The sequence below is a fragment of the Streptomyces sp. ITFR-21 genome (assembly GCF_031844685.1).
Classification (GTDB): Bacteria; Actinomycetota; Actinomycetes; order Streptomycetales; family Streptomycetaceae; genus Actinacidiphila.
The window spans coordinates 6,081,288-6,094,994 of record NZ_CP134605.1 but is presented as its reverse complement, the minus strand read 5'-3'; the positions used below and the strand labels follow the sequence as shown (position 1 = coordinate 6,094,994).

At 71.9% G+C, this 13,707-nt stretch carries 10 protein-coding genes and 1 pseudogene; 3 read left to right on the top strand and 8 right to left on the bottom strand.

The window, feature by feature from the left end; all coding sequences use genetic code 11:
- Positions 1-60: 60 nt before the first annotated feature.
- From RLT57_RS27185 to RLT57_RS33555, 3 genes and pseudogenes are all read right to left on the bottom strand, one after another.
- Positions 61-945, bottom strand: a pseudogene (locus RLT57_RS27185) (ATP-grasp domain-containing protein); the annotation flags it as partial.
- Positions 946-1,013: 68 nt separating this feature from the next.
- A complete protein-coding gene (gene epsC, locus RLT57_RS27180) occupies positions 1,014-1,622 on the bottom strand; it encodes a serine O-acetyltransferase EpsC (RefSeq protein ID WP_311299878.1) in 609 nt (202 codons plus the stop codon).
- A 61-nt stretch (positions 1,623-1,683) separates the two neighbouring features.
- A complete protein-coding gene (locus RLT57_RS33555) occupies positions 1,684-5,676 on the bottom strand; it encodes an amino acid adenylation domain-containing protein (RefSeq protein WP_399129954.1) in 3,993 nt (1,330 codons plus the stop codon).
- A gap of 1,456 nt (positions 5,677-7,132) precedes the next feature.
- Between RLT57_RS33555 and RLT57_RS27165 the strand changes: the two genes are divergently transcribed.
- Both RLT57_RS27165 and RLT57_RS27160 read left to right on the top strand, forming a co-directional pair.
- The gene (locus tag RLT57_RS27165; RefSeq protein ID WP_311299877.1) at positions 7,133-7,747 is read left to right on the top strand and encodes a cysteine hydrolase; all 615 of its coding nucleotides are present in this window, start codon (positions 7,133-7,135) and stop codon (positions 7,745-7,747) included.
- Positions 7,748-7,953: 206 nt separating this feature from the next.
- Entirely contained in the window at positions 7,954-8,172 is a 219-nt protein-coding gene (locus RLT57_RS27160; RefSeq protein WP_311299876.1) for a hypothetical protein, read from the top strand.
- Here the strand turns inward: RLT57_RS27160 and RLT57_RS27155 are convergent.
- Entirely contained in the window at positions 8,165-8,911 is a 747-nt protein-coding gene (locus RLT57_RS27155) for a tetratricopeptide repeat protein (RefSeq protein WP_311299875.1), read from the bottom strand. The genes RLT57_RS27160 and RLT57_RS27155 overlap by 8 nt on opposite strands.
- A 184-nt stretch (positions 8,912-9,095) precedes the next feature.
- Here RLT57_RS27155 and RLT57_RS27150 point away from each other — a divergent pair, with 184 nt between their 5' ends.
- Positions 9,096-9,959, top strand: a complete 864-nt coding sequence (locus tag RLT57_RS27150) for a cysteine/serine endopeptidase inhibitor (RefSeq protein ID WP_311299874.1) — start codon at positions 9,096-9,098, stop codon at positions 9,957-9,959.
- A 50-nt stretch (positions 9,960-10,009) separates the two neighbouring features.
- Here the strand turns inward: RLT57_RS27150 and RLT57_RS27145 are convergent, their stop codons facing one another.
- The 4 genes from RLT57_RS27145 to RLT57_RS27130 all read right to left on the bottom strand — a co-directional run bounded on the left by RLT57_RS27145 (position 10,010) and on the right by RLT57_RS27130 (position 12,917).
- Positions 10,010-11,011: an acyl-CoA desaturase gene (locus tag RLT57_RS27145; protein ID WP_311299873.1), complete on the bottom strand. Its 1,002-nt coding sequence runs from the start codon at positions 11,009-11,011 to the stop codon at positions 10,010-10,012.
- Positions 11,012-11,302: 291 nt separating this feature from the next.
- Complete coding sequence (locus RLT57_RS27140; protein ID WP_311299872.1) at positions 11,303-11,629, bottom strand: hypothetical protein; 327 nt, start codon at positions 11,627-11,629, stop codon at positions 11,303-11,305.
- A gap of 20 nt (positions 11,630-11,649) precedes the next feature.
- The gene (locus tag RLT57_RS27135) at positions 11,650-12,411 is read right to left on the bottom strand and encodes a tetratricopeptide repeat protein (RefSeq protein ID WP_311299871.1); all 762 of its coding nucleotides are present in this window, start codon (positions 12,409-12,411) and stop codon (positions 11,650-11,652) included.
- The gene (locus RLT57_RS27130) at positions 12,408-12,917 is read right to left on the bottom strand and encodes a hypothetical protein (RefSeq protein WP_311299870.1); all 510 of its coding nucleotides are present in this window, start codon (positions 12,915-12,917) and stop codon (positions 12,408-12,410) included. Before RLT57_RS27130 ends, RLT57_RS27135 begins: the two co-directional genes overlap by 4 nt.
- Between the last annotated feature and the right edge of the window lie 790 nt (positions 12,918-13,707).

Sequence of the window (13,707 nt, the reverse complement as noted above, 5' to 3'; positions counted from 1 at the left end):
CACGAACTCCAGCGAGCTGATGCCGAGGGCGCGGTCGACCAGGTAGGTGATCTTGCCGCCGGCGGGCCGCGGGTTGATCTCGATGAGCTTGGGTCCCGACCCGGTCACCTTGATCTCGACATGGGCCATGCCGAGGTCGAACCCGACCGCGCGCAGCGCGTCCACCGCCAGTTCGCCGCAGGCGCGTACGACCGGCTCGGGCAGGCCGGAGGGGAAGCTGTGGCCCATCTCGACGAAGTAGCCCTGGCCGCCCACCGACTTGTCGGTCACGCCGAGCACCTCGAACCGGTCGCCCTCGGCGAGCACCTCGACGCTGACCTCGGGGCCGCTCAGGTATTCCTCGACCAGCAGCTCGTGGTAGCGGCTCTGGCCGCGGGTGTTCTCCACTCGGGACCGGATCAGCGCGACGTGCTCGGCGGCCTGCGCCGCGGTCGCCACCCGCCGGACGTCGGCGCTGCTGGTCTCGTCGGCCGGCTTCACCACGCAGGGCAGGCCGATCTCCAGCGCGGCCGACTCCGCCTGGGCCGGGGTCTGCACCGCGCGGAACGCCGGCATCGGCACGCCGGCCGCGGCGCAGCGGCGGCGCATGAAGGCCTTGTTGCGGGCCTGCGCGACGCCGTCGACGCTGACCGTGGGCAGTCCGAGCAGGACCGCCACCTCGGCGGCCACCACGACGTCGTACTCGGCCAGGGTCAGGAACGCGTCGAAGGGCTGCTTGGCCGCGATCTCGTGTACATGCGGGAGGAGTTCCTCAAGGATGTTCGTCTCGCAGTGCACGATCTCGTCGACGTAGGCGTCGAAGTAGGCCGGGCCGCCCGGCACTTCGAGGTAGCGGTCCAGGTCACGGGTGAAGAAGGTGACGCGGCAGTCGAGTTCCTTGATGATCTGCAGACCTTCGAACCCGGAACCGGAGAGATTGCTCTCCAGGACACCGACGTGGATCATCTGTATCTCCAATGGCGTACCGGCACGCGGCCGGGCTGAGCTGCGACGGACTAGGGACGGGGCGGTCGTTACCAGCACCCGAAGGTGGCCAGGGCGCGGAGCGATGGCGCCGGCTCCACGCGGTCCTCGGGGGCCGGCCGCGGCACGATCTCGGCGACGGGGGCCAGCACCCGGGCGCCGGCCGGGACATCGGTGACGACCAGCGAACCGGCGCCGACCAGCGCGTCGTCGCCGACGGTGACCGGGCCGAGCACGATCGCGTTGGTGCCGATCACCACCCGGTCGCCGACCCTGGGGTGCCGGCGGGCGGCGGGCTCGCGCCGGTTGTCCCGCCACCAGCCGACCGCCCCGAGCGTGACCTGGTGGAAGATCGTGACGTCGTCGCCGATCTCGGCGGTCTCCCCGATCACCACCGCGGCCCCGTGGTCGATGAACACGCGGCGGCCCAGGCTCGCGCCCGGATGGATCTCGATGCCGCCGGTCGCGGCGCGCGCCAGGTAGGCCAGGAGCCGCGCGATCCGGCGGTGGCCACGGGTGTGCAGGCCGTGGGCCAGCCGGTGGGTCCACAGCGCCGGCAGCGCCGGGTGCAGCAGTGCCTCCGCGCGATTGCCGATGGACGGGTCTCGCGCGACGATCATGGCGAGATCCTCCTTCGCCCTGGCGATCGTCCTGCGCATGCGGTCCTCCTTCTGTGGCGGCGTGGTCGACCGGTGGCCCCGTCGGATGCGGTGGGCCGGCTCAGTAGTTGGGGACCTTGACCAGGTTCCCGGTGCCCTTGACGATCTCCGGGATGTACACCCGCTCATTCCAGACCTCCTGGGCCACCGGTTCGAGGGCTATCGACACGGCCCCGTCGTCGACGGAGAAGGCGGTACGGACCGCGCTGGTGATCGCGTCGACCAGGGTGGAGATCTGGGCGGCGTCGAGGTCGCTCGGGAAATGCTTGATGTTGACGTGCGGCACTTCGGTGGCCTTTCTGGTGAGCCGTGCGGACTGGATGGCGGTGACGAGTTCGTCTATTCCGGACGCGCGCAGCAGACCGTAGTGGTCGGCCGCGAGCCGGGTGGTCGTGGGCGGCGTACGGGACAGCGCGTGGCCGGAGTCGAGGAAGGAGTCCTGGTCCCCCGCGGCCCGGAACACGGTGATCGGTGCCTTGATGCTGCGTTCGGCCAGTTCGCCGGGCGCGTACTCGAACAGGAACGTCCGCCACACCACGCCGACGATCCTGCGGACCAGTTCACGGTCCAGGTGCTCGAACCGGCCGCAGACGAAGTCGACGAAGGAGTCCTCGTCGTGGGTGGCTTCCAGGCAGGCGTCGACCGCCTCCTGGGCGAGGTTTCCGGCGAACACCGAGTACAGGATCGACACGAAGGTGGTGTCGGCGAAACTGACCGCCGCGCCGGCCCGCCCGGCCTCGCGGACCTCCACCCGCGGTTTGCCCGGCGCGATCAGGACCACTTCCTCGACCTGTTCGCCGGCGCGCTCCAGTTGGTAGGCCGCCTCGAAGGCGACCCGGGCGCCGAAGGAATACCCCCACAGCACGTAGGGGCCGGCCGGCTGGACCCGTCTGATGATGTCGATGTCCCTGGCGACCATCTCGTCGAAGGTCGGGTACGCCACCTCGCCCGCGTTGATGCCGTGCGCCTGGACGCCGAAGAACGGCCGCTCCAGGTGCAGCCTGCTGGCCAGCAGCCGCAGGCTCATCGGGTAGCCGCCCAGCCCCGGCCAGCAGAAGCTCGGCCGGCCGCCGCCGTCGCCGCGCAGCCGCACCAGCCGGGACAGCGCGGTCGTGGGTTCGCGGTCCACGCGCCGGGCCAGCCCGGCGATGGTCGGCGACTCGAACAGCACCTGGAGCGGCAGGGAGCTGCCGAGTTCCCGGTTGATCCGGCTGACCAGGTTGACCGCGGTCAGCGAGTGGCCGCCGACGGCGAAGAAGTCCTCCTGGGTGGAGACCGTCGGCCGCCGCAGCGCCTTCTGCCACAGCGCGGCGATCGCTTCCTCGGTGGGCGTGCGCGGCGCGACGACCGGTGTTTCGGTGTCGTCCACGGTGGCCTCGTCCATCGCCCGCAACGCCTGGTGGTCGATCTTGCCGTTGGGGGTGAGCGGGAAGGAGTCCAGTACGGCGATCCGGTTGGGCAGCATGTAGCGCGGCAGGCCGTCGGCGAGGTCGTCCTTGATCATCTCGGCCGGGCCGCGCATGTGGACGGAGTCCTCCTTCATGCCCTCGCTCAGTCGCTGGTCCGCGCTGGTCCGGCCGCCGACGGCGAAGTAGGAGGCGGTGCCGGGGCCGAGGGCGGCGATCTCCGCGATGCGCCGGGCCGACGGCAGGTCGTTGCCGGTCTCCGAGCTGTAGCCGGAGGACATCAGCCCGAGGCCGATGTCGTTCATCTGGAGGCGTTGCAGTTCCCGGCCGAGGTCGGTGTAGCGCTGCCACGGGTCGGCCGCGCCGCCGATCAGGCTGATCCCGAAGCTCGCCCGCTGGTAGACCTCCTGGTTGATGGCGATGACGTGCCGCTTGCGGACCAGCTCGTCGGAGACGCGCACCAGGTCGGCGCCGGTATAGCGGTACTGGCCGCCGGGCAGGTCGGCGATCCGGCCCGGGTGGGCCTGCACGTACGTCTCGACCGGGTCCGGCCGGGCCGGGGCGGCGGAGGTCTCCACCTCGTACGCGGCCAGGTAGTAGTCCTCGTCCGGGCAGCGCAGGGCGTCCTTGGCCGCCGGTGCCGGGACGGGGGCGCCGATCCGCAGCCCGTACCGGGGCAGCACCGCGTCGAACAGGCCGACCATGTGCCCGGCCTCGAACTGCAGCACCTCGCGGATGTTGTTGCGGTAGACCGGCTCGATGGCCGACCTGCGCCCGACGAAGTGGATGCGGAGCCTGGGCGCGCCGGCCGGGGCGGGGCTGATCAGCGTGAGCCGGTGGCCGATCGGGTGGTAGTAGTAGTAGCCGGGGTCGAGGTCCGCGACACCGGACAGCTCCAGGTACAGCTGGGTGCTGTACAGCGAACCGGGCGAGGCGTAACCGTACTTGGGCAACAGCCGCTCGGCGCTGGGAAACTGGCCGAAGTAGCGGAGCAGTGAGCCGAGCTCGGCCCGGGTCAGGGTCTGCGGGCGGCGGGGCGCGGCCGGTTGCCCGGTGGGCTGGGCGAGCAGGCGCAGGATGTCGTCCCGGGTGACCTCGCCGCCCTCGAAGAACCGGTACGTCTTGCGGGCGAACACCGTGCTCCGCTGCTCGGCGGTCGGCGACCGTCCCGGCAGGTCGACGGCCGGCAGCCCGGCCTCCTCGCGCACTCCCAGGTTGGCCAGCTGTGCCCGTAGTTGCAGTTTGCTCTGCTTCGACTGATGGTGGGCGCCGTGGTTGCCCTGGTCCATCAGCGCGGCCTCGTTCGGATCGAGTTCGACGAAGGCGATCAGGTTGGCGCCGGTTCTCGGGTCGTCCCGGACCAGGACGGCGGCGCGCTTGACCCAGTCGCGGGCCTCGATGGCCACCTTGATCTCGTCCAGCTCGACCCGGAAGCCGCGCAGCTTGACCTGGCTGTCGGTACGGCCGAGGAACTGCGCGGTGCCGTCCTCGTTCCAGCGGGCCAGGTCGCCGGTGCGGTAGAGGCGGGCGTGCCCGGGATCGGTGGAGAACGGGTTGGCGACGAACCGTTCGGCGGTCAGGTCGGGGCGGTGCAGATAGCCGCGGGCGACCTGGCGGCCGGCGATGTGGAGCTCGCCGGACTCGCCGGGTGCGACCGGCCGCAGGGCGGCGTCGAGGATGTGCAGGCTCGTCTCCCGCACCGGGCGTCCGATCGGGACGATGTCCGGTCCCTGCCCGACGGTGTCCCGGTCGACCGGGTGGGCCGAGGCGTTGATCGTGCACTCGCTCGGGCCGTACAGGTTGACCAGTTCGCAGCCGGGCAGGGCCGCCAGCAGCTCGACCGCCAGGCTCCTGGTGAGCGCCTCACCACCGCTGAACAGCTGGGTGAGCGAGGTGCAGCGGGACAACTCGCCGGTGTCGACGAGGGCTTGGAGCAAGGTGGGCACGCCCTGAAGGGTGGTCACCTCGTGTGCCACGACCAGTTCGACGATCCGGCCGGGGTCGCCGTAGGCACCCGGCTCGCTCATCACGACGCCGCTGCCGACGGCCGGCGCGAGGACCTCCCACTGGGCGGCGTCGAAACTGAGCGGTGTCTTCTGCAGCACCGTCCGGCGCCGGTCCAGCCCCTGCGCGTCGGCCAGCCAGCGCATCTGGTTGACGATGCTGCGGTGCTCGATGCCGATGCCCTTCGGGTTGCCCGTGCTCCCGGAGGTGTAGATGACGTACGCGAGGCTGTCCGACCGGGCGTGGGCCGGTGCGCCGTCGGCGGCCCGCCCGCGCCGCTCGTCCTGCCCGGTATCCCGGCGGGCCCGTCCCCCGCGGGTGTCCGCCCGGTGGGCGCGCGCCTGGGCGAGCGTGACGATGCGCGTTTCCGGTGGCGTCATCGCGGCCAGCCGGGGCACCAGGGCCTCGTCGGCCAGGATGACCGCGGCGTGCGAGTCCAGCACCATGTAGCGCACGCGGTCTTCCGGGTACTCGGGCGACAGCGGCAGATAGGCGGCACCCGCGTGCAGGACGCCCCAGACCCCGGTCATGAGATCGACGGACGGCTCCATGAAGATGCCGACCGGCTCATCGGGCAGCACCCCGAGTCGCCGCAGGTGGTCGGCTATGTCCGTGCTGCGCTCGTCGAGCTGGCGGAAGGTCAGACGCTCCGTGCCGCACGAGACGGCGGTCCGGTCGGGCTGGCGAGCGTGGCCGCGCGCAGCATGTCCGACAGGGTTAAGTCAAGGTCGCCGGGCACCACGAATTTCGCCATCATCACCCCTCGAATTCATTTTTTTCGAGTGCATCGCCAGTAAGGGTTTACCGCTGATCCGACCGACACAACAGGCAGCGACCATAGCTGACCGCCCGCCGCGCATTTACCGCGGCAAGGCAGCGAACATGGGCGAGCAGGACAGCAGAATAATGAGAGGGATCTTACGCGCAGACGACAGGAATCGCGTGACGGTTACCCGAGCGGCTGTTGTCCCTCATGAATTGCGCATCGCCGGACAGTGTCCTACGGACACTCTTGGCATGCGAGCATCCGGCAACAGAGCGGCCGACGTTCCCCGTGCAGGTACACCTTCAACGCCTCTGATTCTCTATCGGCCGGTTTGGCCTTGCGTCGGGACAGCCACGCCTGGTGAAAGCACAGGCCACTGACTGCCGACATAGGTCCAGCTACCTCTCACCGGCCGCGACTCTAAGCCAGATGCGGCCCGCTGTAAATCCCTGTCGCAACCGCGTCACAAAGCCGCCACAAACCTTCCCGATCATGCACCAAAGCCCCAGCCGAGGCATGTGACCTGGTCAGGAAGGGAGGGAAAGCGGATGTTACCCGAGTTCAGGAAGGCGACCTCTGGGGGCGCAGGGAATACGCCAGGTCGCCGGGGCCGGGGCTGCGAGCAGCCGCGATGTGCTTTCCCGGCCGTATCGGTGCTGGTCAGCGGAGTTTCACGGAGAAGCGGGGACGTCCGTGGCGATCATGGCCAGATGTGATGCACGCGCCGGTCCCGCCGGCTGCCGCCGACCGCGCCCGCGACCACTCCCGGAACCCTGACCGGCCAAAGTCGCCGCCCGTCGCGACTTTTTCTCTTCTGCGCCCCTGACCTGTGCCTTTCCGACAGCGACAGATGACAGCGACACAGAGTTCACTTCACGTGTGCCGCTTCGCGCCGACCGGCGCAGCGGCCTAACGGCGCGCGCGACCCGGGCGACCGGCAGTTTGATGTTGCCTTCTCCCCCGCGTTTCGGCGGGCCGGGTGTCCGGATCGTGAACGGGAAAGCGAAAGCGGCGTGCACTCCGGGGGGTGGTGGGTTCTGTCCTGGGACCGTGCCCTGTTATCGCGTGGTGCGTGCCACCCGCATTCGCGCTATCGGCCGCCGGACCCGGTCCCTCGCCTATGCCGTCCGTCGCGTCCGGAAATCCGGCCCCGCAACCCAGCTTCGTACTGATCCGCGCCCGGCGGGTTCCCGCCACCGGTCCGCGCCTGCCGTTTGTCCCGCGCGGACACGGTGGTCACCATGCGTGTTGCCGTTTCCGGGCGGCCGATTGACTCCCCTGTCGGGCAGACTGTTCAATGCCGTTGATGTGTCCCAGCTCACCGAGGAGCCGCCATGTCCGAGACTTTCCGCCTCGATCCGGCGAAGACCGCACTCGTCCTGATCGAGTACCAGAACGAGTTCGCCAGCGAGGGCGGAGTGCTCCACGGCGCCGTGGCCGGGGTGATGGCGAAGACCGGAATGCTCGCGAACACCGTGGCCCTGGCCGACGCCGCCCGCGCTGCCGGCGTCACCGTCATGCACGCGCCCATCACCTTCGCCCCCGGCTACGGCGAACTGACACGGCACCCGTACGGCATCCTCAAGGGGGTCGTGGAGGGCTCGGCCTTCGTCAAGAACACCTGGGGTGCGGCGATCGTGGACGAACTCGCCCCGGCCGAGGGCGACATCGTGATCGAGGGCAAGCGCGGCCTCGACACGTTCGCGAGCACGAACCTCGACTTCATCCTGCGGAGCAAAGGGATCGACACGATCGTCCTCAGCGGCTTCCTCACCAACTGCTGCGTGGAGTCGACGATGCGCACGGGGTACGAGAACGGCTTCCGCGTCATCACCGTGCCGGACTGCGTCGCCGCCACCTCCCAGGAGGAGCACGACAACGCGATTACCTACGACTACCCGATGTTCTCGCTGCCCATGGGGTCGGCCGAGGTCATCGCGGCGCTCTGAGCGCGCCGCGGCGCAGGCGGTGGCACGCCGGCGGCGCGTCCGGTGCCGGCCGGTGCGGCCGGAGCGCGGCCGGACCCGTCTGCCCGGATCCTCGTCCCCCGGCCCGTCACCCATGGGCCCGTCGTCCACGGGACACGGCGTCCCGTGCTGCCCACCGGCCCCAGCGGGTCCGTCCCGTCACCCGGTCCGACACAGAAAGGACGCTGGTGGAGGAACAGGGCCAGGATCTCCAGGACCCGCAGGATGCGGCGCGGCCCGAGTGGCTGACGCTCCAGGAGTTCGCCGACCACTACGGGGCGTCCACCCGGACGGTGGCCCTCTGGGTCGCCAGCGACCCGGGCATGCGGATCAGCCGGGTCGGGCCCGCGTGCAGGGTCATCAGGATCCACCGGTCGGAGCTCCTCCGCGAGCCGACCCTCAGCTGACGGCGGCGCCGGCGGCCGGTCCTGGTAGGCGGGGTTGTGCGGCGGCGGGGGGTTGGCCGTGTCGCGCCGCAGGTGCAGGTTCCGCTGGGCCAGGGTCCATCTGATCCGGCTGAGGGCCGCCTCGCTCTCCAGGGTCATCAAGGTGTTCAGCGCGTGGCTGTGCCGGCCGGGGTTGGCCAGGCACTGCTCGTAGTACAGCGCGGCACGGTCGAGGTCCTCGTACAGCGTCCGGTACACCTCGGCGGCCCGGAACTGCCCCGTAGGAGTGCCCCTGCCCGGCGGCCAGCAGGAAGTACTCCAGCGCGTGCGCCATCGGGGCGCGGCTGACCGGCAGCAGCCGTTCCAGGTACAGGTCGCCCAGCGCCAGCATCGCCTCCGGTTCGCCGAGCGAGACGGCGTGCCGGTACCACTGGGCTGCGGCGTCGAAGGACTGCGCGATGCCGGCCTCCGGGAAGCCCCGCTGGCAGAGGCATCCCAGGTAGTACCCGGCCCTGGGCGAGGCGGTGCTCCGCCGCAACCACGGTACGGCCTTGGCGTGGTCCCCCTGCAGGAAGCACACATGCCCGAGGAACTCCGCCGCCAGGGCGTGGCCGGCGACCGCGGCGTGCTCCAGGAAGAACGGCGCCGCCGGGCGGTACTGCGAGCTCTTCCAGCAGCGCAGGCCGATCTGGTAGAACTCGTCCGCCGTGGCCGGCTCCCGGCCGTCCGCGGTGAAGTTGACGCCGTTCCAGAGCACCATCGCGCGGCCCCCTCCGTCGCCCCCGTCGGGCTACCGCCGGCCGGGCCTTCCCGGCCATCGACCGGGAACGGCCCGCGCGCCCCTCACTCACGCAGACTTGTTCGTGTACCGTCATTTTCGCATGCCCTGCTCAGCACCGTCCTGCTCAGTTATTCCCGCTGCGCTGTCGTACAGGAGGGGCACCGTGCGCATCCCACGACGTGTCGGGCGCTGGATCGGCGGTGCGGCGGGCGCGTCGGCGCTCGTCCTGCTCGCCGGCGGACCGACTGCCGCGGCCGTTCCGATCGGCCGGCCCATGGCCGGCGAGATGACCTACTACAACGACGTCGGCTACGGGGCGTGCGGAACCCCTATTGACGCGTCCACGCAGTATCTCGTCGCGGTGTCCCACCAGTGGTGGACGGCCGCCAACCCCAACAACGACGACCTGTGCAAGGGGACCTTTGTCCAGGTCACCTACAACGGCAGGACCCTCACCCTGCCGGTGGTGGACAAGTGCCCCGTCTGCGACGCGACCCACATCGACCTGAGCCAGCCGGCCTTCGCCGAGTTCGCCCCGCTCACCGTCGGCGTCGTCACCGGTATCAGCTGGCAGTTCACCGGATCGGGCGGCACACCCCCGCCGCTGCCCGCGCCCACCGGTCTGCGGGCCACCGGCACCACGCAGACCTCGGTCTCGCTGTCCTGGTCGGGCGTCAGCGGCGCGGCGTCGTACGTCGTCTACCGGGGCGGCGCCCGTGTCGGCTCCACCGCGGCCACCTCGCTGACCGACACCGGCCTCGCCGCGGGCACCGCCTACAGCTACACGGTGGCCGCAGCCGACTCCGCCGGTACGGTCGGCGCGCCCTCGGCGGCCGTCCCCGCGACGACCGCCGGCGGCGGGGGCGGTACGGGCTGCCCCGCCCCCTGGAACGCCGCCACGTCCTACGTCCCGGGCGACACCGCGGCGTACGGAGGCCACCGGTACACCGCCAGCTACTACTCGACCGGCGCCGTACCCGGCGATCCCGCGTCCTGGGCGGTCTGGGCCGACAACGGCGCCTGCTGAGGCCGCCGCCGGCCGGCGGGACCCGCGGCGGTCCGCCGCCGGCCGGCATGTCAGGCGGCGGACTCCTGCGACGCGGCCGGTTCGGGCAGCGCTCGGGCGACGAGCCGCTCCGCACTCGGCCAGCGCACGTCGTGGACCCAGCGCAGCCTCTCGAACACCCAGATGAGGCGGGCGGCCGGGTCCAACTGGCCCGGCAGCACGCCGTGGCGCGCGCCCGTGGGGTCGGCGTGGTGCGAGTTGTGCCAGCTCTCGCCGAAGGACAGCAGCGCGAGCGGCCAGAAGTTGGTGGCCTTGTCGCGGCTGGCGAACGGGCGCCGGCCGGCGACGTGGCAGACCGAGTTCACCGACCAGGTGACGTGGTGCAGCAGCGCCATCCGGATCACACCGGCCCAGAAGAACCCGGTCAGCGCCCCGGCCCAACTGCCGGTGACGAGGCCGCCGGCCAGCGCCGGGAACAGCAGCGAGACGGCCGTCAGCGGCCCGAAGAGCCGGCCGACGAGCCGCAGGTCGGGATCGGCGGCGATGTCGGGCGCGAACCTGGCGCGGTTGCTCAGCTCGCGCTTCAGCATCCACCCCACGTGCGCGTGCAGCAGCCCCTTGAGCAGCGCGCGGGTGTCGGTCCCGTAGCGCCAGGGCGAGTGCGGGTCGCCCTCGCGGTCGGCGAAGGCGTGGTGCCGGCGGTGGTTGGCCACCCACTGGACCGGGGAGCCCTCGACGCCCAGCGAACCCGCGACGGCCAGCGCGATCCGCAGGCCCCGCCGCGCCTTGAACGAGCGGTGCGTGAAGAGACGGTGGTAGCCGACCGTGAGGCCGAAGCCGGACACGAGGTAGGCGGTCACCGCCATGCCGACGTCCAACGCGGACAGGCCCCATCCCCACACGAACGGCACCGCGGCGATCAGGCCGAGCGGTGGGCCGACGACGAAGGCCCACATCGTCGCCGCGGCGGCGGCCGTCTGCGGCGCGTCCAGCATCGGTTTGATCCCGCCGGCGGTGTCGGCGTCGTTGGTGGTGGCCGCCTGTTCGAGGCGGTCGGCGTCCCTCGGGTTCATCGGTTCCTCGCCGGTGCTCAAGCCATTTCGGACGTGGTGCCGTACCGACCGGGACCACGCGTGCGTAGGCGCGCTTTCGGGTGCGCCCGGCGGTCCGGTCCACACCATCGCACACAACGGCGTCCGCGCAGGGCGTCACCCGTGTCCGGGGTGTGAACGTCGCGAAACCGTACCGCCTTCGCCTCCCCGGCGCCGCACCGGGCCGAGCGCGATCCCGCACCGGGCCGGCCGGACACCGCCGCAGGGATTCCACCGCCGACCGGGAACGCGCCGCCCCCGGCACCGGGCCGGTCAGCGGAGCGGGGCGGGGCCGATCGGACCGCCGGCTATCGAGTCACGGCAGCGCGGGCAGCCCTCGTCGGCGCAGTGGGTCACCGGCTGGTCGGCGGACATGGCCCCGCACGCGGCCGAGAGCGCCTCCTCGACCGGGTAGGCCGTCCAGCGGGACTCCCCCACCCGCGCGGTGCGGACCAGCGGCCGCAGCGCCGGCTCCAGCCGTGGGAACCCCTCGAAGCACGACCCTGTCTTCACCATCAACACCCGGCCGCCCGCGTCCCGTGCCCACCGGACGAGAAGCCGCCGGCCGGACAGCTGCTCGGCGTGGTGCAGCGCGGTCATCCGGTTCAGTCCGACCCCGATCAGCAGGGCGGCGCCGCCGCGCTCGGCCAGCAGGCGGACGGATGGTCGTCACCCAGTAGTCGCGCGCGGCGCGCCGCCACTTCGGCGAACATCGCCTCGGCGCCCGTGAACTCGCCTTGCACGGCGAGCTCCCAGGCGAGCTGGCGGCGCAGGCGGAGGCCGGCCCGGTGGTCCGGACCGGGCACGCGGGCCAGCGCGGCGCGGCACAGGCGTTCGGCGGCGTCGTACGCTCCGCTCTCGTCCAGGGCGCAAACCGTCATCCACGTCGGATCGCGGAGCGCCGTCAGACAGTCCTGGTCGAGGTGGGCGGCCACGGTGTCGAGCCGGGCGTGCAGATGGACGCCGAGCATCCGGTAGCGCGGCCAGGCGGCGTGCGAGTCGACGGGCAGACCGGACAGCGCGCCGACCATGAGTTCGGCGGGCCGCGCGGTCCCCGCCCGCAGGTACATCCGGTTCGTCTCCACCACCAGTGGGTGGAGTATGACGGCCCGCTCCGGGCCGGCCGGCTCTCGATCAGGCCGAGCCTTTCCAGCCCCCGCAATGCGTGGTCCAGCAGGAGGTCCGGGTGGCCCGCCGGTACGGCCCGACGACTCCGACGGCTGTGATGGCGCCAGCAGCCCGGAGAGGCGGTGGTCGTCGAGCAGGTACCGCGGGATCGCGGCGTCGGCCGCGTAGCACGACAGCAGGCGCAGCACAGTCCTCGCGTGCGGTATGCCGTCCCGGACCAGGTCGTCCAGCGAGATCTCCCAGGTCCGCGTCACGAGTGCCCGGTCGGTGCCCCCGGCTCGTCGAGCAGGTGCAGCCCGCCGCCGGCGAGTGCCTCGCCGTAGGCGGCGAAGGTCGACCGGCGGACGACGGTGGACCTCAGGTACATCCCGGCCAGGTGGAGTGCCAGCGGCAGTCCGCCCAGGTCCTGGGCGAGCGCGCGCGCCTTGGCCCCGTCGCCCGCCCCGGGGGCGAGGTCCCGCAGGACGAGGGCGGCGTCGGCCGGGTCGAGGGGTCTGAGGTACACCACCCGCGCGTGCCATCCCCACGTCTTCTGGTCGGCGTCACGGCGGGGGCCGGCCAGGACCTCAAGGGTGTCGGCGTTGTCGAAGACCAGCAGCCAGCCCGGCGGCGCCTTGTCCAGAAGCTCCCAGAAGCGGTCCGGGCCGTCGGCGGCGCCGGTGGGATCGCCTCCAGGTCGACGCGTCCGGCGCCCAGTTGCCGGGCCACCGAAGCCAGTCCCGCGGCAAGGCTGAGGCGGTCGGCGGCCCAGATCCACCACACACGCCCCGGCGGGCGTGAGACCCTCCGCCTTCGCGCGGTGTGGCGGGCCAGCGCCGCCGCCACGGTCGGCTTCCCCGCACCGCCCATGCCGGCGAGTACGACCACGGCGCTTGGCGGCCTGCGGTGCCACCGCTTCAGTTGACCCATCACCTGGCCCCGGCCGCGCACCAGTTCCGGGACCGCACCGACCGGCGGTGCCACCGATGTCATCGGGCCGCCGGCCGAAGCGTCCCGAAGGCGCCCGCGCCGCGCCGCGGCCTGGATCCGTGTCTGCCACACCACGGCCCCCGGCGTGGCGATCCCCGCCACCGCTTCCAGCACCGCCGACACGGCCATCAGCCGTCACCGCCGCCTGACGCGCCGGCGGTTGCGAACTCGGATCCGTGCAACGGCGTCTCCCGGCTCCGTGCGATGGTGTTCGGCGGCCTGCTCGAACGTACGGGCAAGCCATGGTGTCAAAGGCGCGCCGGTACGCGAAAGACCAGACCCGCAGCCGCTGGAGGCACGCGGCGACAAGGAGTTCCCGCTGGGAGCAGGGCCGGCCGGGCCGCAGGGCGCGCTCGCCCCCAGGGCGAAGCGTCCCACCGCGCCACCGCTTCGCGGGAAGGGTGTCGGTTCGACGGGGCGGCGAAAAGACAGAGGCAAGGAGAATCCGCTCCTCGCCACTTTCACGTTATAGCGCGGCGGGGGGCTTGCCGCAAGGCCCCGGTGACGGCGCAGAACCAGCGGCCGGTGCCACAACCCGCGCGAACGGGGGCCCGGTGGGCGGCTGTTGCCGTCGGCGCACG